Raw genomic sequence first — 19,857 nt, 5'->3', positions numbered from 1 at the left:
CCTCCTAATTTTTATTTACCTCTGGTTATTCCCATCTTTTCTTTATAAGTCAAATGTGTTCTGCTTCTATAATCGACAGTTAATCTTCTTACTGTTCCTGAAAGCAAGATTAAAGTAATCAAGTTCGGTAAAGCCATCAGCCCCATAGCAATATCACCAAAATACCATACTACTTCAAGAGAAACAATAGCACCAACGAAATGCAATATTACATAGACCCATTTATAATATATTGTTGCTCTATTTCCAAATAAATATTCAGTAGCTCTATCACCATAATATGACCAGCTTATTGCTGTAGATATTGCAAAAAGAAATACTGCGATTGTAACGATATAGTTTCCCCAGTTACCTAATTTTTCCAATCCTTTTTGAAATGACCAGCTCGTCAATGGAGAACCGTTTTGCATCATGTAACCTGCAATACTTACAGATCCATGGCTATCCACAGGATTCATTAAACCCAGCTTATCTATATATATTCTTCCAGAGTATATTTCTTTATTAACAATAATCTTGACGCTATCTATGAAACTGTGGTTTCGTATAAACTTTATATTTTCAATTGGAGAACCATTCTCTACGTGAAATGTTGTGTCTATTAAAATAATACCTTTTATATTTCCATTTTTAACAATTTCAGAACTGCCGGATACTATCATTATATCTGCCTGTGCATTTGCAGTTATTATTTCATATTTTTTCTCATGCCACAGACCCGTTGTGATAATTACCAAGCCAGTAATTGAACATACAAGAATCGTATCTATAAAAGGACCGAGCATAGCTACTATGCCTTCTCTGACAGGTTCTTTAGTTTTTGCCGCAGCATGGGCAATAGGAGCACTACCTTGTCCTGCTTCATTTGAGAACAATCCTCTTTTTACACCCCACATCATCATAAAAAGAAACGTACTTCCGACAAATCCACCTACTTCTGCACGAGAGGTAAAGGCAGATGAAAATATCTCGTAAAAGGCATGTGGTAACTTATCAATATGAATAATTAAGATTATCAACCCTGTTAATATATAGATGCTACACATTCCTGGCATCAAGAAGCTTGCAACTCTTCCAATTCTCTTTATCCCACCAATTATAACTAGCCCAACAATTGTAGCAGTTATAAGTCCTGTTACCCAAGTAGGGATATTTAAATCGGCTCTAAACTGATCAGCAACAGTGAATGCTTGTATAGTGTTACCAGTTCCAAAAGAAGATGCTATACACATAAAAGCAAATAACATAGCCATCCATCTGAATTTACTGCCGAGGCCTTTTTCGATATAATACATAGGTCCACCCGATGCTGAACCGTCAGGATTTATCTTTCGAAATTTCATTGAAAGTGTTGCTTCTGCAAATTTTAATGACATGCCAAGAATGGCAGTTACCCACATCCAGAATAGTGCACCAGGACCACCATAGTGTATCGCAGTAGCAACTCCAGCAATATTTCCTATTCCCACTGTAGCCGATAATGCAGCAGAAATAGCCTGAAAATGTGAAATATCACCAGGATCTTCAGGATTATCATAAAGACCAAACATAACTTTCCAAGCATGAATGAATTGTGAGAATTGGATTAGTCGTGTTCTAATCGTTACTATGAAACCAGTTATTAATAAGAGCATTACCATGAAAGGAAAAAAGTCAGGTTTCCCCCAGATAAAATTTGATGCAGATTTGAAAAAATCCTTAACAAACTCCATTTATCCTCCAGAAATGGTGTTACCGAACTGCACCAGCGGAAATATACAATTTTTAGAAGTAACTTTTGAAATTAATATTACAAAATTGAATTTATTTAAGTATATTTCATGTTCAAAATATAATAATTTATTATTCAGATATGATTGAAGATGAATATTGGATGAGATTTGCGATAATGGAAGCAGAGAAAGCTCTGGATAGGGGTGAGGTACCTATTGGAGCAGTAATAGTAAAAAATAATTCAATAATTGGAAGGGGTTATAACTCCAGAGAAAACCTCAAAGATCCAACCGCACATGCGGAGATAATAGCTATAACATCTGCATCTCAAACTTTGGGAAGCTGGAAATTGGAGGGAACATCAATTTATATAACATTGGAACCCTGTCCAATGTGCGCTGGAGCCATCCTTAATGCAAGAATCGATAGGGTAGTGTTCGGTGCTTATGATGAAAATTATGGTGCATGTGGTTCTACTGACAATATACTGGATGGAAGGTATCTGAATCATAAGCCATTTGTAAAAGGTGGTGTATTAGAAAATCAATGCCAGGCACTACTTAGAACTTTTTTTAAAAATTTGAGAGATAGAAATTGAACGATTTAATTAAATATTATAGATTATACGATTTATGGAGAGGTGCCGGAGCCTGGCTTAACGGGCCTGACTCGAAATCAGGTGTCCCATTTTCGGGACCGGGGGTTCGAATCCCTCCCTCTCCGCATGATTTAATTTGATTTAAAATGAATCTAATAATACTTGGCTCTGGGACATCTGTACCTTCTAAAAAAAGGAAAAGTTCGTCTTATTTACTTGAGATAGACGGCGTAGTTAATCTTATTGATTGTGGTCCAGGAGCATTACATCAACTTGCTCATACTCAATATACTACAAAAGATATTTCAAATATTTTTATAAGTCATACCCATCTTGATCATATATCTGATTTATTCACAATATTTTTTGCAAACAGATATTATGTCCAGAAGAATTCTATTTGCAATTCTTTTATGGTATATTCTTCGAAGGAAAATATCAATGTTTTAAAAAACATTGATAAAATCCATAGATATCTAACCTATGATGATAATAATAAATACGAATTTATAGAATTAAATAATGGTGATTCAATTGAATATGAACAATTTAAATTATTTACCTTAAGTACTATACATAGTAAAGGCAGTTTAATGTTTAAGTTTGTGGATCGTAAGAATTTGAGTTTTGTATATGCTGGAGATACTGGTCTATGTGAAAATTTGTGTGAAATATCATTTAATGTTGATTACTTACTAATAGAGTGTTCATTACCAGATAGTATATCACTTGAAACTCATATGACTCCCTATAAAGTAAGGGAACTTGCAAAAGCATCAAAACCAAAAAATATAATATTAACACATTTTTATCCTGAGATTGATAAGACAGATGAATTATTTGTATTAAAGGATGAATTAATAAAAAAGTACGGAATAAACGTAATAATATCCAGTGATTTAATGTCGTTAGAACTTAGATAAAAGGCATAGAAATAATTAGACATAAGAAATATTATGTTTCCTTCTGTTCATGCCAAATATTCATATAAAATACTAATAATTCGAGATTATTATTTTGTATCTACTAATTTTCATATAATATAATTTATTTTATCTATTAATTAAGAACTTCTCTATTTTTTCTCTTTCAAACTTTTTTAAGTAACGAGTAGAAAAATAGTTGTCATTGTAGAAGTAAACTGATCCTTTGTCTGTTTTTATTTTATTCGTATAACTTAAAATTATAGATCCACACAAATTAATTGATTCCTCTACTACTCTGTTTGATAGGCTACTATCATTAAATATAATCATCCCAGATGGTCCTTTATATAAAGAAGGTTCTACAATAATAAAATTATATTTATAAACAAAATATTTTAATTTTTCACACTCTTCTCTATTACGCCCAATTATGAGTTTAGTATTTTTATCAATTCTTAAGTGTCTCCCCAATTTCAATAGCTCTATATTAATTTTATTGTACATACTATATTTAATCAAATCATTGAGTCTTTGGCTAAAAGATGGATCCGTAAGCAAACAACCTCCAGCTGGAGGTGGATATTTTAAACCAAATTTTTTCGCTAATTCAAATTGCCTTTTCCTGCCTCTTCCCTGAATATCATATAGATTATGCTTTTTAATCCACCCTTCTCTAATTGGCTTTGTATCAGGCAATAATTTTTGTGATAATGGTCTAACGATAAGATCTTCATATCCACTTAACTTTTTGACTGCATTAAGATTCGGCAAAGTTTGTGAAAAGGGTCTTTGACCAAGAACTTCACCAGATATTAAGAAATCAGCATTAAATTCTTTTAGTAACTCTCCGAGTTTTTTAAACATAAATCCATGACAATCGATACATGGATTCATATTTTTACCATATCCATATTTTGGATTTTTTATTATGTCAAGATAATCATCTTCTAATTCAACAATTACCAAATTGAGATTGTTTTCTCGTGCTGTTTTCTCTGCTTTTTCTTTATTAAAAAATAATGAATTGAAAAATACGGGTATAACTTCTATGCCAGTCGACTGCACAATTTTAACCGCAAGAAGACTATCTAACCCTCCAGAAAATAAAGCTAATGCTCTCATATACAACAGAATAAATAAACTTATTTATACTACGATATTAACTATCTTCCCTTTTACAACTATTGTCTTTTTAATCGGTTTATCATTTATATATTTCTTGATCTTTTCAAGTGATAATGCTTTTTCAATATATTCCTGTTCATCTGAATCAATATCTATTTGAAACTGGTCTCTGAGCTTCCCATTTACCTGTACTGCGATTGTTACAATATCCTCAGACAAATAGTTTTCATCATACTCTGGCCAGTCACTCATAGCAAGTATCTCATTATGCCCTAGCATGCTCCATAGTTCTTCTGTTATATGAGGAGCAAATGGATTTAATAGATGCAGAAAAATTTCTAATGCCCATTTGGGTTTTATTTTTTTCTTGTACATTTTATTAACAAAAACCATCATTTGTGCGATAGCTGTGTTAAATTTCATATTTTCTATATCGTTTGTTACTTTATAAATAGTTTTATTTGCAAGTTTCTTAATTTCCTCATCTGGTTCTATTTCTTTTATATCAGCTCTTATATTTCCATTACTGTCAACATATAGATTCCATACTCTATTTATAAATCTAAATACCCCTTCAATACCCGATGTGCTCCATGGCTTTGATTTCTCCAGCGGACCCATAAACATTTCATAAAGCCTCAGAGTATCTGCACCATATTTATCTACAATTTCATCCGGATTTATAACATTTCCGCGCGATTTACTCATTTTTTCGCCGTCTTCTCCTAAAATTATACCCTGATTTACAAGCTTTTTGAAAGGTTCTGGAGTACTTACGTAGCCTAAGTCATACAGAACTTTGTGCCAGAATCTAGCATACAGTAAGTGAAGGACAGCGTGTTCAGCTCCACCAACATATAAATCTACCGGCATCCAATATTCTTCCTTTTCTCTATCCCATGGTTCTTTATCGTTGTGAGGATCAATATATCTTAAATAATACCAGCATGACCCTGCCCACTGAGGCATTGTATGCGTTTCATATTTAGCTCTTTTACCTGTCTTTGAATCAATAAATTCCACCCATTCTTTTACATTTGCAAGTGGTGATTCCCCAGTTCCACTTGGTTCATACCTTTCAATATCGGGTAATTCAAGCGGCAATTCGTCATCATCAAGGAGTCTTATAGTTTTATCTTCAATATAGATGAGCGGGAAAGGTTCACCCCAGTAACGCTGTCGTGAGAAGACCCAGTCTCTTAGTTTATATTGCACTGCCCTCTCCCCTAATCCATTTCTCTCAAGCCACTCTGTAATTTTTTCTTTTGCCTGATCAACTCTTAGTCCATTTAAGAAATCTGAATTAACTAAAATGCCATCTCCCTCATGAGCGCCTTTTGATATGTCACCTCCAGAAATGACTTCCCTTATTTCAAGATTATACTTTTTTGCGAATTCCCAGTCCCTTTGATCATGAGCAGGCACAGCCATTATCGCACCGGTGCCATAGGTCATCAATACATAATCTGCAACCCATATTGGTATTTTTTCTTTTGTAACGGGATTAATTGCATAGGCTCCGGTAAAAACTCCTGTTTTCTCTTTTGATAAATTAACTCTGGCAAGTTCACTTTTCATTAAAGCCTGTTGTTTATAATCCTCTACTTCTTTTTTATGATCTGGAGACACTATCTTACCAAGTAATGGATGCTCAGGAGCGACTACTATATAGGTAGCTCCAAAAATCGTATCAGGTCTTGTTGTAAAAACTTTCAGTACATCATCGTATCCATATAAAGGAAAAATTATATAAGCTCCCTCAGACTTCCCTATCCAATTTCTTTGCATTTCTTTTATGGGCTCTGGAAAATCTACCAAATTCAAATCTTCAAGTAATCTATTAGCATATGCAGTGATTTTCATCATCCATTGCTTCATCGGTTTTCTTATTACAGGATATCCACCTCGCACTGATTTTCCATCTACTACTTCTTCATTAGCAAGTACTGTCTTCAATGCTGGACACCAATTTACTGGAACTTCTGCTTGATATACTAGCCCGGATTTATAAATCTGCTTAAAAATCCATTGTGTCCACTTATAATATTTTGGATCTGTTGTATTTATTTCTCTATCCCAATCATAAGCAAATCCCATTGCTTTAATCTGCCTTTTGAAATTTTCAATATTTCTTTGTGTAACTATTTTTGGGTGTATGCCTGTTTGTAATGCGTAATTTTCCGCTGGTAATCCAAATGCATCCCAACCCATCGGGTGTAATACATTAAATCCTTTTTTCCACTTATACCTCGCAACAATATCAGTTGCGGTATATCCCTCTAAATGCCCAACATGTAAACCGGCGCCTGATGGATATGGGAACATATCTAAAACATAAAATTTTGGTTTTGGTGAAAAATCGATAGCTTTAAAAGTTTTATTTTCTTCCCAATATTTCTGCCATTTTTTCTCTATCTCTTTAAAAGGATATTTTTTCGCCATCTCCACCTTCCACTATAATTTGGTTAGGATTCAATAATAGCAATTTTTACTGCTAAATTTATTAAGATTTCAGGCTATTTTCCTCAAAATTCTTCAATAAGTCTAATAAATTATTAACATCGCTATTATCATGCATCCCAAAGTTACCTATTCTTATGTGTTTTCCTTCGAATTTTCCATATCCATTTGATAGAACTAAACCGTTTTTGTATAAATAATCAAGAACTACATTACTCTTTATCTTGCACTCAATTACAATTGTTGTATATGATTTAAAGTAGTCCTCTTTAACAAAGGGTTTAAAATATTCTGATTGATCTAAGAATTCATAAATTTTTCTGGCATTACTTTTTACTCTTCTTGTAATATTGTCTAGCCTTTCTTGAATAAGGTAATTTACTACCCTACTGAGTAAATATATACAAAAGACATTTGGTGTTTCTACTGTTTGTTTGTCTAAGGATTTATTATATACATTTAAAAAATTATGATATGAACCAATGCTAACACCTTGATTTTTAATTAATTCTGCCTTATCAATACAATTTCTACTCAAAATACATACTCCAAGCCCGGCAGGTAGACCAAATCCTTTCTGAACCGAAAAAAATGCTATATCGATCTTACTAAAATCAATTTCAATATAAGGAGCTGATGAAACTATATCTATGGCTATAATTTTGTCTGGGTATTTTTCTTTTATCTTATAGATTTCTTCTAACGGAATAAAAACACCAGTGCTGGTTTCGTTTTGTGTAATGCAAATCACCTCAGCTTTATCTAATCCTTTAATATCTTCACCATAAAATCCTCTACCCCAGTCGATTTTGATCAAGTATGTTTCTTTATTCAGTTCATTTGCGATTTCATAAAATCTTTCGGAAAACGCACCATTAATAATATGGTAACTTGTTTTCAATACACAATTTTCAATTATTCTCTCCATGATTTCTGTTGCAGAACTATAGAAAAAAATTAAATGACTATCAGGAATATTTAATAGTTTTCTTAAACCATCTTCTGCAGTATTATAAAAATCCTTAAATATATTACTTCTATGTGAAATTGATAGGACATCATATTCTATAGCTTCAGCAATGAATTTTTTTGTTACTGGAAAAAGTTCTGTCGGTCCAACTGTAAAATATTTCATATGTATTCTTACATTGTTGTTAATATAATACTCTAAATTTTATAGTTTCTGGTATTTTTTTAATCTCATTTATTGCATTTTTATCATATTTCGTTGAAACATCGGTAATAACATATCCTATATATTCGTTTGTTTTAAGATATTGCCCTACGATATTTATATTGTATTTACTAAAAATTGAATTAATCTTAGCTAGAACACCTGGAACATTTTTATGAATATGTATAAAACGATGAGCATCTTTGAGCTCTGGAAGAGCTATATTTGGAAAATTTACGCTACTGTAGGTGCTTCCTGTGTTGACATAACTTATTATCTTTTCTGGAACAAACTCTGCGATACTTCTCTGTGCTTCTTCAGTGCTACCACCAATATGAGGTGTAAGGATTACATTATCAAAACCCTGCAATTCGTTGATAAAGCCCTCAGTTATATTGTTTTTAGGTTCCTCAGGGAATACATCTATTGCTGCTCCTGCAAGTTTACCATTTACTATAGCATCTTTTAGAGAGTTTAAATCTACTACAAATCCTCTACTAGTATTGATTAATATTGCACCTTTTTTCATCATATCTATTTCTCTTGATGAAATTAAATTACGGTTTTCTGGTCTTCCATCAACATGTATTGATAAAATGTCTGATTTTCTCAGTAGTTCTTCCATAGATTTTACTTTGACGGCGTTTCCAAGTGGTAGTTTGTCAGCAATATCGTAAAATATTACATCCATTCCGAGAGCTTCAGCTATTACAGAAAGCTGTGATCCAATATTACCATAACCAAGAATACCCAGCTTTTTACCTCTAATTTCCTTACAACCCTTTGACGTCTTTTCCCAGATACCATTATGCATTTGTTTACATTTTTTATATAGCTGCCTCATTAACATTATAATCTCACAAATAACGAGCTCAACTACACTTCTTGTATTACTAAAGGGAGCATTAAAAACTACAATACCTTTATTTGTACAACTTAAAAGGTCTATCTGATTAGTACCAATGCAGAATGCACCTATTGCAATTAACTTATTGGCATAATTTAGTACTTTAGGAGTTATATTCGTTCTTGATCTTATACCCAGGATGGAAACATCTTTGATTACTTTACCTAATTCATCCTCATCAAGACTTCCAGGAATAGCCTCCACACTATAACCTTCTTTTCTAAATAATTCATAGGCACTTGGATGTATATTCTCCAGGAGAAGAACTTTGATTCGATTTTTTGGATATGAAATACTCATTGGTAACCTATTTATGTATAAAAATTCATCGAGAGAAGGAATGATATGATCTGCTTTCTCAATTACATTTTCATTCTTTACATTTTCGGTAAATACGTAAAACCTATCTGCAAGTCCTTTTTCTTTGATCAAATAATCAGAATAACCATCTCCGATTACATATACCTTACCTTTATTTTTTAAGTTCAATTTTTGTAATATTTTTATTTTCCCATCGGAATAGCATAATGCGTTAGATTTATCTACACCTATAACCATGCCCTTTTCATCATAAATAAATTCATTCGCATAAATATTATTTTCAGGTATTCCAAAATCTTCTAGGACAGGTATTATATAATCCTTAAAACCAGTACTTATTATATATACAGATTCTGAATATCTTTTAAAAAATTGTTTATTTCTCAAAAATGAAGAGGATATTTTGGATTTTAATCTGCTGATAAGCTCTTCGATATGTTCTCTATAGATTGAATGAATTATTTTTAATCTCTCGATAAGGGCAGTTTCAATATTGATCTCACCATTATTCAAATCGCTGGTTATCTTTTTAACTTTTCGTATTAGTTTGCTTCTATTTGGATTATTTTTTAAAACTATTTTTGATAGCTCTTCTAAAGCTTCGACTTTTATGAATGTACTGTCAAAATCAAAGATATAATAATTCATATACAATTCAAAATTTATAAATCAAAAGGAATTTAATATATGTATCATATAATATAAAACAATGTTTTGGGAAATTTAATTTATTTTCTTTTACAGCATGATATTTCAAATTGTATGGTTGTATGTTTAATGCTGAATTTATTTATTAATATATCTTCCATTTTTTCCCTTATGAAATCTATTTTTTTTAGATCAAAATTATCCTTTATTTTTGCATGGCATTCAAAGTATATATCACTATCATTCATTTTCCACATATGGATATGATGAATATCGTCAACTCCTTCTACTTTATTCAGCGCATTTTTCAAATCATTGATTTTAATAATTGGCGGTGCCTTTTGCATAAGTATTTCAACAGATTCAATCAAAAGTTTTATGCTTTCTCTGAAAATAAATATACAAACAAATAAAGTTATAATAGAATCAAAAATGTAAATTTTAAATGCTATTATAAAGATTGAGCCTATTACAACTGAGACTGATGTAAGAGAATCAGTTAAGAGATGTAAAAAGGCACTTTTAATAATGAGCTTATCTTTCGAATCACGGTATAGCAATAAAGCTGAAAATGCATTTGCGATGATTCCAATAAGACCAAAGGATAGCATTAGAATACCTTGAACAGGTTTTGGATTTAAAAGTTTAATAACTGCCTCTTTCCCTATATAAAAAGCCACCATTATAATGATCGCAGAATTTACTGTAGCACCCAATATCTCTGCCCTTTTATAACCATAAGTATAGCTTAGATCTCTTTTCTTTTTACCGATGGTTACAGCAACAAGACTTATCGCTAAGCTTAAGGTATCACCAAAATTATGTACAGAATCTGAAATTAGAGCAAGGCTTCCAGAAATAAAACCACCGATTACCTGTAAAACTGAAATTGCAAAGTTAATTATAATAACAATTATTAATTTTTTATCAGATTTCAAGTTATTTATAATTCCACTCCTTTATTTTGTAATTCCAGTCTTTAATTTTGGATAAAATAACATTCAAATTTGATAATATATCTTCCTTAATTTCAATTACTTTATCAATTAATTCCGGATTGTTTGTTGCTAATAATTCATCTTCATCCAGAACTATAAACTTTCCATCTGGATACAATAAAATATCAATAATAAGGTCTTTCCAGCAAATTTTATCTATAAGAAAAGTTATATCATTTGCAACGTTGATATAGATACAAAGCAAATTACCATTGCTATCGAACCACTCGTATATTACATATGGCTTATCAATCCAGAAAAAACCATAAGATATATCTCCTTTCTTTAAATCGATACCATGGAAGTATAAGTCATTTTTCATAATATACTTAATGATAAATAATCCTTCTTCTGAATCATATAGAACACTCTGACATAGATACTCTTTAAATTCGCCTGTGTAAAAATACTTTCTTTCTATTATCATGTCATTTTGAAAATAAATGCTCAAAGAGCGTTTTAATTCCAATGGATATCAAAATTATACCACCTAGAATCTCTATCTTTCTTCCAAAAATTTTGTATAAAATTTTCCCAATTAAATAGGAAATAAATGATAAAACAAAGGTAATTATTCCAACAATTAATATAGTTTTAATGGGTTCGAGCTTCAGATAAATCAGTGAAATACCAAATATTAATGCATCAATACTCGTAGATATGCTTAAAACAAATAGAGCTTTATTACTATGTATGTTAAAAATTCTATCTTCTTCTTTTTTAAATGACTCATATATCATATGTAAACCTATCATAGATAGTAGAATAAATGCAATCCAGTGGTCATATTCTTTAACAATATTTATAAAAGACAAACCTAAAAAATATCCGATTACTGGCATTCCCATCTGAAAGATAGAAAAACTTGTTGATATTTTTAGACCAAGTAAGATATTTTTTCCTTTTGAATAAAAACCATAGACTATACTTACAGCGACAGCATCCATCGCAAGACCGAAAGCAATAACTATAACAATATATAACATACTTCTCCTAAAAAGTAATCTGCATTAATAATCCTGTTATATCAAATATCGAATCTTCAGGAATTGTGATATAGTTATTGTAAAATTTAGAGCTTACAATAGAAAGTGATAAAGAATCCAGTAAGTCAGGTAAAAGTCTTTTCGAATTCAAATTTTCAATTAGACTGTATAATTTGCTTTTTTCTGTATGTTTATTCAAAATATTAATCCTTTCAGCTATTCCCTTCTTTGAATGTTTACTGTAGCTTAGATTTACCATACTATTTAAATGCATAAAGGCCAATTCGGGATGAGACTCTTTAATAACTTCCTTTAAAGTAGCATCCTTTAAAATTAGATTTCTGGTTTCTATGATTTTAGGAATAATATTCCACGTCTGAATTGGCATTGATTTATCTGTAGCTGATAGATTACATTTTTTGGCTTCAAAATAATTTTTACATGATAAACTGCCTATATGTGGAGCTTTAAAAACAGACGAAGCTCTCTTTTTTAACAACTTTCGTGCTATTACATCACATTGTCTATCTTCTGATGAGTCAGATAAAGCTATTGGTATATCTATAAAGGTAGCAACTGAATTCTTTATCAGAGTGTGTAATTCAGATAAATTTTTTACTATTCTCAGCCAGAGTAATTCATTACCTTTAATTGGAAAAGCAGTGACAATCCAACCATATTTACATGAGTCTATGCCGATTGTGTGCTTCAATTTAATTAATAAAGGTCTACATATTTCTCAACTTCCCAGTTTGTAACTCGTATTCTAAAATCGTCATATTCCTTATTTTTTATCTGTATATATCTTTCAAACATTTCATCTCCAAGAGTATCTCTGATTAATTCATCTTTACTCATCTCTAATATGGCATCGTAGAGTGAAAATGGTAATGAGTCAAGTTTTCTTTCATGTCTTTCTATATCATCCATTTCGTAGATGTTTTCTTCAACAGGTTCAGGTGGAGTTAATTTGTTTTTAATACCATCAAGGCCGGCTTTTAATACAGTGGCAAATGCGAGATAAGGATTACATGATGGATCAGGATTTCTTAACTCAATCCTTGATGAAGACGGCTTGGTTTTGAACCACTGCGGTACCCTAATTAATGCTGACCTATTCATACATGCCCATGAGATGTAAACAGGTGCCTCGTAGCCAGCCACAAGTCTTTTATAAGAATTAACCGTTGGACTAAGTATAGCAGACATTGCTTTTATATGTTTTATCACTCCACTCAGGAAATGGTATGCCACATCCGATAGCTTATATTTATCTTTCTCATCATAATCATAGAAAGCGTTTCTTTTATTTTTCTCGTCCCAAAGGCTTAAATGGGTATGCATACCGGAGCCATTCATTCCAAAGAAGGGTTTCGGCATAAAGGTGGCTTTTAATCCATGCATCTGAGCAATTTTTTTAACAGTATACTTTAGAGTAAGGACTTTATCAGCAATACTTAATGCGTCACCATATCTAAAATCAATTTCATATTGACCAGAGGCTACTTCATGATGCGATGCTTCGACTGTTATTCCAAATTGTTTCAGAGCCTGATTTATTTCCTTTAGAATTTTATAACCAAGATGTGGTGAGAAGTCAAAATATCCATAACTATCCAACGGTTTGATATTACCATTTTCATCGGGAACCACAAGATAAAATTCCAATTCAGGTCCTACATTAAATTCAAAACCCATATCTTTTGCTTCCTTTAAAGCTCTTTTGAGTATTCTTCTCGGATCGAGATTTGAAGGAGTACCGTCAGGTTTGAATATATCGCAAATAAATCTTGCAGTCCTGCCACCTTCTTCAAGCCATGGAATAATCGCGTAAGTAGATTCATCAGGTCTTAAAAACTGGTCACTTTCCTGAATTCTTGCAAATCCTTCTATTGAGGAGCCATCGAACCATATACCCTCGCTTAATGCTTTATCAAGCTCATCTACTGGTATTATTATTTCCTTCGGAATACCAAGCAGGTCCGAAAATTGTAGACTCACGAATTGCACACCATCTTTTTTTGCTTTTTCTACCATCTGATTCCCTCCAGCAGATATTGTTGCTAATGATTTATAAAAACGCCAGAAATGTAAAATATATCGGTATTTTATCAAAGTGGATTTTATTCAACAGTCACAGATTTAGCTAAATTGCGAGGTTTATCAACATTTAATCCTTTTTCATCGGCAATATGATATGCAAGAAGTTGTAATGGTATAATATTTATAATGGGTGATATCTCCTCGATTGTATCTGGGATTAATATTATTTCATCACTCAAATTTTTTAACTGTCTACATTCATAATCTGTTATTGTTATTATTTTGCCCTGTCTGGCTTTTACTTCTTCCATATTGCTTAGGACTTTTTCAAAGAGTCTTCCCTGTGTTGCAATAAATACAACAGGCATGTTTCTGTCTATTAATGCGATAGGTCCGTGCTTCATTTCTGCTGCTGGATATCCTTCCGCGTGAATGTAAGATATTTCTTTTAATTTTAATGCTCCCTCAAGGGCTACTGGGAAATTGATACCACGGCCAAGGTATAAAAAATTTCTTGCATTCTTATACTTCAACGCAATTGAATGTACGAGTTCATGGTTATTTAAAGCCTGTTCTATCTTTTTATGAATATTATTTATTTCTTCAATGATAAATTTTTCAATTTCATTTCCCTTTTTTGATTTTAAGTATAAGCCAAGCAGAAAGAGCGCCATTATCTGTGAGGTAAACGCTTTTGTACTTGCAACACCAATTTCAGGTCCAGCATGCAGATAAATACCCATATCCACTTCACGGGCAATCGATGAACCTACTACATTGACGATTCCAAAAGTCGTAATTGATTTATATTTTCTTACCTCTCGAAGAGCTGCCAATGTATCCGCCGTTTCTCCTGATTGTGAAATAAAAATTACAAGTTCCTTTCCATTTAACACTATATCTCTGTATCTAAACTCTGAGGCATAATCAACTTCAACGGGAATTGATACATATTTTTCTAAAATATATTTTCCTATCAAAGCAGCATGCCAGCTGGTGCCACAGCCTATAATAATTATTCTGGATATATCATTGGGTTCTAATTCAAAACTAAATTTTATTTTACCTTCTTTAAATCTTCCCCTTGTTACATTTTGAATTGATTCGGGTTGCTCAAAAATTTCTTTGAGCATGAAGTGCTTATAACCCTTTTTTTCGATCTGTTCTATACTCCATTTTATTTCCTCGACCTTTTTGTCAATTGCCTGTCCGTTTAAATCGTAAGTCTTGATATTATCCTTTGTTAAAACGGCTATTTCCTTATCGTGGAGAAAAATAACGTTTTTAGTGTGCTCTAAAATTGCCACTGCGTCTGAAGATACAATTTTGCACTCACTGGAAATACCAAGTATTATAGGTGAGCTTTTTCTTGCTACGACAATTTTATCTTCATTTTTTGATATTGCTGCAATACCATATGTACCATCGATTAGTTTTAAAGCTTCAATCACTGCTTGTTCAAGATTACCACTATAAAATTTTTCAATAAGGTGTACTAAAATCTCTGTATCTGTATCTGATCGAAATATGTGCCCCTCATCTATCAATACCTCTTTTAACGCCTCATAATTTTCTATTATACCATTATGTACAATCGCAATTTCGCCTTTGCAGTCAAAATGTGGATGAGCATTTAATGAATTAGGTTCTCCATGAGTCGCCCATCTGGTATGAGCAATTCCAACAACTCCGTTTATATCAGTTTTTTTTACTTCACGTGCTAAATCATCAACTTTACCTTTTTTCTTTACTATTTTCAGTTGATTTTCTTCTTTTACACAAATACCTGCACTGTCATATCCTCTATATTCCAGTTTCCTCAATCCATCTATTAAAATACCCGCTACATTATCACTCCCTATAAAACCGAAAATTCCACACAAGATTTTTTCTCCCCTATTAACTAATTAATTTTATTTGGCAATTATCCTTTTACTATTGAAATTAACCATTTATAATATTGTTCGCTTATATTATCTATTTCTATTCCAATTATTTCAGGAGTCGAATAGGAATGCATATCAGTTATAATTTTTCTGATATCTTCAAACCTCTCTGTTAGTGTTTTTATTAAAAGTAAATACTCATCAGACTTTTCTATTTTACCTTCCCACCAGTATTTACTTATTATAGGACCAACTATTTGTGTACATCCTGCTAATTTTTTATCAAGCACATAGTCCGATAACTTTATTAATTCATCTTTATTGTCAGATGTTGTTATTATAATAATAACTTTATTGTTAATCAAGAGGTCATACCCGAGTTTTTCTGCTTTGCCAGTCTTTTTTTCAGTTTTTTCTTTTTGAATTTTTTCTTATTAAAAGTCCCCCTGAATATTTTACCACGACGGGTTCTCCTGTCTCCTTTTCCCATTTCACCTCCTGAAGTATCAATTAACTGATGAAAATATAATTAATCAAGAAATTTTATTCACTAAATTCTTTTTGAATTTCTCCTTTTAAAGCTTTTTTAAAAAACTCCCCTACTTTATTCAATTTATATCCATCGTATGACTTCAATAATGCTGGCATCCATTTATCATCATAAATCCAAGCCAACCAACCGATACCTCTTTTCTCTAAGTATTTAATTATGCGATAAGCATAGTGATTTTTTGTGATTTCCTCACTAGGTCCTAACCAGAAACCAATTTCAGTAGCAAGAACGGGATACTTTCTAGCAAGGAAACCAAAATTTTCCTCCCACTTTGGTTCCCATGGTTCTTTTCTTTTAAATGGATATGGGTGTGTCACATATCCAATATTTTCTGCATTTACAGGATCATATTTTACATGAGTCAAATCATAAGCCCAGTCCAAACCACCCACTAAGATTACTGTTTCAGGATCATACGCACGTATCAAAATAATCATTTTTTCAACAAGTTCTTTCCATTCATGCCAGGACATTGGACCGAATTGACCACCTTTCACTGCTGGCTCGTTAAATAATTCATAAAAAGCAATAGTACTATGCCCATTATATCTAATTGCTATTGTTCGCCAGAAATCAAACGTCTCAGCCTTTGTCGTTTTGTGATAATAATCCTGAAAAATCTCAAGCACAAGGTTCCCAATCGAATGCCACTCTATGATGATATATATATCATATTCTGAACAATATTTTACAGCTTTATCAAGTAGCCTTAAATATTCATCTTTTCCTCTCTGTCGCCAAGCATATGGATGAACTGGTATTCTGATTATATTTGCTCCTAATTTTTTTATAGATAAAAAGAAATCCTTATTCCAGAGACCAAGATCATCAAGTTTATCAGGATCAGCTATATTAACACCTCTAAACAAAATAGTATCTCCATCGCAATTAACAAATCTTGCACCTTTAACCTTTATAATAGGAAGTTTATCAGTACTTTCTTTATAAACTTCAATTGTCGGAATCCCTGAATTCCACCAATCTTTTATATTCTTTTTGTCCTTAGGAAAAGCAAAAACAACTAAAAACATTGATATAATAACAGCTATTCTTTTCATATAATCCCCATTTTTATGATTAAAGGTTATCAAAATGTTAGAAAAATTTACTAATTTTATAAAATAATGCAAGTATAAAACTTAATATAGACAAATTACTTCACAATTGCCATTTTTCTGCTTCGGATTTTGTTTCCGACGCGAATTGTATAAATGTAAATTCCAGAGGAATAGCTGTTTGCATCAAAATCAACTTTGTAGGTTCCTGGTCTTTGAACTTGTTCAACAAGAGTTTCGACGAGCTTTCCTTTAAGGTCATAGACCTGCAACGAAACATGCTCTTTTCAGGGACGTTTAGCTCGCTTGCGTTCGCGGAAACGGTTTTTTATAAGGTTATTCTAAATTGCAATTAACATCACATTATTCGGTTCTATAATGTGAATAATATCACAATATCAAAAGGAAAAGCTTGCATAACCGTTTTTATTTTATTATATTGCCATCATGAAAAGAGATATCTATCCAAAATTGCTGGAATGGAAGAGCTCGAAATACCGCAAGTCTCTGATTCTAAAGGGGGCAAGGCAGGTCGGAAAAACGTTCATCCTGAAGGAATTTGGGCGCAGGGAGTATAAAGATTTTGTTTATCTGAATTTTGAAGAAAATCCTGACCTTGCGGATTTCTTCCAGGGAAAGATTGAGCCCGAGAGAATAATTCGCAATCTCTCAATTTATTTCAAAAAGGAAATAAAACCCGATACCACTTTGATTATTTTTGATGAGATTCAGGAATCCAATCGTGCATTGAATTCATTGAAGTATTTTTCCGAGGAATCAAAGGAATACCATATCGCGGCGGCAGGCTCTCTGATAGGCATCATGCTGTCAACGCCTCAATCATTCCCCGTTGGTAAAGTAAATTTCCTTAATCTATACCCCATGACATTTCTTGAGTTTCTGGACGCTGTAGGGAAGCATGAATTACGGGATTATCTTGAGAATATTGTCGATTTTTCACCTCTTCCTCTTCCATTCCACAACGAACTTATAGAGACTCTCAAAACTTATCTTTTCATAGGGGGAATGCCGGAAGCAGTCCAGCGATACATATATACCGGAGACTTTCAGGAAGCAAGAAAAGTTCACAGGGACATAATAGATTCCTATATACTTGATTTTGCAAAACACGCCTCTCCCGCAGAGGTACAGAAACTAAATCTTATCTGGAATTCAATTCCCGGACAACTTGCCAGAGAAAATAAAAAGTTCATATTTACAGCAATTCGAAAAAGCGCCAGAGCCAGAGAATATGAATCAGCCCTTCAGTGGCTGGAGAATGCAGGATTGATTCTCAGAGCCTATAACATAACTGCGCCGAGGTTGCCGCTTCATGGTTATAAAGAGCACAATTCCTTTAAGGTTTTTACACTGGATGTGGGATTGCTTGGCACCATGTCCCGCCTCTCACCTGAGCTTTTCCTGAGAGGGGATAAACTTTTCACTGAGTTTAAAGGAGCTTTCATCGAAAACTATGTTGCCCAGCAGTTAAAAGCATTAAAAGAGGTTGATTTGTTTTACTGGAAGAGTCCAACCGGTAAGGCGGAGGTAGACTTTGTAATCGAATATAAAAGTCAGATTTTTCCATTAGAAGTAAAAGCAGGTATTAACCCAAAAGGCAAAAGCTTGAGATCCTACTATGAGAGATATAAGCCAAATTTCCTCTCCAGAACAACATTGCTCAATCTGAGAAAGGATGGAATAGTTTGTAATTATCCTCTTTATGCCATCAACCTCTTTCCTGAGCTAGCGATATCGTGCACGACGGGATAGAAGAGAAGAAGTTGTCTGGAAAGAAACCCATTTAGCTCGCTTACGCCAGTGGAAATAGGTTTCTTAAAAATTTTTTCAATCAATTCCCGGCCATTTTTTGAAAAATAAATGCAGGATGATATTATGTCAATAATTTTTTATCCTTTGCGCTGGAAAGTTCATTTAAATGGATTATGCTATTATAAGAATTTTTAGAAAGTAATTAAATAAATCCCAAGCTTACAGAAATATACTCTCACAGGTATAGGCCAATTTGATAATAAAGTGACAAAAAAAGTTATTAAAACTTTCCGAAGGAAATTTATACTTTAGGACACTATTTTTTATTTCTATATAAAATTTGTAGCGCATAGGGGACTCGAACCCCTGTTTCCGGCGTGAGAGGCCGGCGTCCTGGGCCGCTGGACGAATGCGCCATTACCGGTAAAAAAATTTTTTAAAGTGCTAAAGTCAAAGAACCGAGTAATTTTCGTTATAAAAAATTTAAATCAGAGATCGATAGCTGGGGAGCAGGGATTCGAACCCCGATACCGTGATCCAGAGTCACGTGTCCTGCCGTTGGACGACTCCCCATCTTTAAAAAGCAGGGAAATTTAAAATAATTAATATTTAATTACAAGAATAGCATAAGATGGGGGCAATGCAATAGAATTCTGTTGAAATTAGCAAACATAGATAAAGGTACCCCTGT

General features: G+C 32.6%; 18 protein-coding genes and 3 tRNA genes. 4 read left to right on the top strand and 17 right to left on the bottom strand.

Annotated features, from left to right (window positions below):
• Positions 1–11 precede the first annotated feature (11 nt).
• Entirely contained in the window at positions 12–1,640 is a 1,629-nt protein-coding gene (locus H0Z29_10015; GenBank protein ID MBO8131829.1) for a sodium:alanine symporter family protein, read from the bottom strand.
• 212 nt (positions 1,641–1,852) lie between these two features.
• Here H0Z29_10015 and H0Z29_10010 point away from each other — a divergent pair, with 212 nt between their 5' ends.
• The 3 genes from H0Z29_10010 to H0Z29_10000 all read left to right on the top strand — a co-directional run bounded on the left by H0Z29_10010 (position 1,853) and on the right by H0Z29_10000 (position 3,234).
• Positions 1,853–2,311: a nucleoside deaminase gene (locus H0Z29_10010; GenBank protein MBO8131828.1), complete on the top strand. Its 459-nt coding sequence runs from the start codon at positions 1,853–1,855 to the stop codon at positions 2,309–2,311.
• Between the two features lie 36 nt (positions 2,312–2,347).
• Positions 2,348–2,436 (top strand) — tRNA-Ser (locus tag H0Z29_10005).
• Between the two features lie 21 nt (positions 2,437–2,457).
• Positions 2,458–3,234, top strand: coding sequence for an MBL fold metallo-hydrolase (locus H0Z29_10000; protein ID MBO8131827.1), 777 nt, complete (start codon positions 2,458–2,460; stop codon positions 3,232–3,234).
• 129 nt (positions 3,235–3,363) lie between these two features.
• Here H0Z29_10000 and H0Z29_09995 read toward each other — a convergent pair whose 3' ends face one another.
• From H0Z29_09995 to H0Z29_09930, 14 genes are all read right to left on the bottom strand, one after another.
• The gene (locus H0Z29_09995) at positions 3,364–4,359 is read right to left on the bottom strand and encodes a hypothetical protein (GenBank protein MBO8131826.1); all 996 of its coding nucleotides are present in this window, start codon (positions 4,357–4,359) and stop codon (positions 3,364–3,366) included.
• A 24-nt stretch (positions 4,360–4,383) separates the two neighbouring features.
• Positions 4,384–6,804, bottom strand: coding sequence for a leucine--tRNA ligase (locus H0Z29_09990; protein ID MBO8131825.1), 2,421 nt, complete (start codon positions 6,802–6,804; stop codon positions 4,384–4,386).
• 61 nt (positions 6,805–6,865) lie between these two features.
• Positions 6,866–7,957, bottom strand: coding sequence for an alanine--glyoxylate aminotransferase family protein (locus H0Z29_09985; protein ID MBO8131824.1), 1,092 nt, complete (start codon positions 7,955–7,957; stop codon positions 6,866–6,868).
• 19 nt (positions 7,958–7,976) lie between these two features.
• Positions 7,977–9,872: a phosphoglycerate dehydrogenase gene (serA, locus tag H0Z29_09980; GenBank protein ID MBO8131823.1), complete on the bottom strand. Its 1,896-nt coding sequence runs from the start codon at positions 9,870–9,872 to the stop codon at positions 7,977–7,979.
• A gap of 80 nt (positions 9,873–9,952) precedes the next feature.
• The gene (locus tag H0Z29_09975; protein ID MBO8131822.1) at positions 9,953–10,810 is read right to left on the bottom strand and encodes a cation transporter; all 858 of its coding nucleotides are present in this window, start codon (positions 10,808–10,810) and stop codon (positions 9,953–9,955) included.
• A 1-nt stretch (position 10,811) separates the two neighbouring features.
• Positions 10,812–11,321 carry a DUF402 domain-containing protein gene (locus H0Z29_09970; GenBank protein ID MBO8131821.1) on the bottom strand — a complete coding sequence of 170 codons (510 nt, stop codon included), beginning with the start codon at positions 11,319–11,321 and terminating at the stop codon, positions 10,812–10,814.
• Complete coding sequence (locus H0Z29_09965; protein MBO8131820.1) at positions 11,299–11,856, bottom strand: manganese efflux pump; 558 nt, start codon at positions 11,854–11,856, stop codon at positions 11,299–11,301. The genes H0Z29_09970 and H0Z29_09965 overlap by 23 nt, the downstream gene beginning before the upstream one ends.
• A gap of 7 nt (positions 11,857–11,863) precedes the next feature.
• The gene (locus tag H0Z29_09960) at positions 11,864–12,568 is read right to left on the bottom strand and encodes a DUF429 domain-containing protein (GenBank protein ID MBO8131819.1); all 705 of its coding nucleotides are present in this window, start codon (positions 12,566–12,568) and stop codon (positions 11,864–11,866) included.
• Between the two features lie 5 nt (positions 12,569–12,573).
• The gene (gene glnA, locus H0Z29_09955; GenBank protein ID MBO8131818.1) at positions 12,574–13,893 is read right to left on the bottom strand and encodes a type I glutamate--ammonia ligase; all 1,320 of its coding nucleotides are present in this window, start codon (positions 13,891–13,893) and stop codon (positions 12,574–12,576) included.
• An 86-nt stretch (positions 13,894–13,979) separates the two neighbouring features.
• Positions 13,980–15,782 (bottom strand): glutamine--fructose-6-phosphate transaminase (isomerizing), encoded by a 1,803-nt coding sequence (gene glmS / locus H0Z29_09950; protein ID MBO8131817.1) that lies wholly within the window; start codon positions 15,780–15,782, stop codon positions 13,980–13,982.
• A 41-nt stretch (positions 15,783–15,823) separates the two neighbouring features.
• Positions 15,824–16,150, bottom strand: a complete 327-nt coding sequence (locus H0Z29_09945) for a divalent-cation tolerance protein CutA (GenBank protein ID MBO8131816.1) — start codon at positions 16,148–16,150, stop codon at positions 15,824–15,826.
• The gene (locus H0Z29_09940; GenBank protein ID MBO8131815.1) at positions 16,147–16,275 is read right to left on the bottom strand and encodes a 30S ribosomal protein THX; all 129 of its coding nucleotides are present in this window, start codon (positions 16,273–16,275) and stop codon (positions 16,147–16,149) included. The genes H0Z29_09945 and H0Z29_09940 overlap by 4 nt, the downstream gene beginning before the upstream one ends.
• A 53-nt stretch (positions 16,276–16,328) precedes the next feature.
• A complete protein-coding gene (locus H0Z29_09935) occupies positions 16,329–17,396 on the bottom strand; it encodes a cellulase family glycosylhydrolase (GenBank protein ID MBO8131814.1) in 1,068 nt (355 codons plus the stop codon).
• A gap of 95 nt (positions 17,397–17,491) precedes the next feature.
• On the bottom strand, positions 17,492–17,665 hold the full coding sequence (locus H0Z29_09930; protein ID MBO8131813.1) for a T9SS type A sorting domain-containing protein: 174 nt from the start codon (positions 17,663–17,665) through the stop codon (positions 17,492–17,494).
• Positions 17,666–17,840: 175 nt separating this feature from the next.
• Here H0Z29_09930 and H0Z29_09925 point away from each other — a divergent pair, with 175 nt between their 5' ends.
• Entirely contained in the window at positions 17,841–19,166 is a 1,326-nt protein-coding gene (locus H0Z29_09925) for an ATP-binding protein (GenBank protein ID MBO8131812.1), read from the top strand.
• Between the two features lie 343 nt (positions 19,167–19,509).
• Here H0Z29_09925 and H0Z29_09920 read toward each other — a convergent pair.
• Both H0Z29_09920 and H0Z29_09915 read right to left on the bottom strand, forming a co-directional pair.
• A tRNA-Glu gene (locus tag H0Z29_09920) sits at positions 19,510–19,582 on the bottom strand.
• Between the two features lie 86 nt (positions 19,583–19,668).
• Positions 19,669–19,739, bottom strand: a tRNA-Gln gene (locus H0Z29_09915).
• Positions 19,740–19,857 lie beyond the last annotated feature (118 nt).

The sequence above is a fragment of the Candidatus Neomarinimicrobiota bacterium genome, assembly GCA_017656425.1.
In the GTDB taxonomy this organism is placed as follows: Bacteria; Fidelibacterota; UBA2242; order UBA2242; family B5-G15; genus JACDNV01.
Note: the sequence above shows the minus strand (reverse complement) of the source record. Positions and strands in the feature narration are given on the sequence as shown.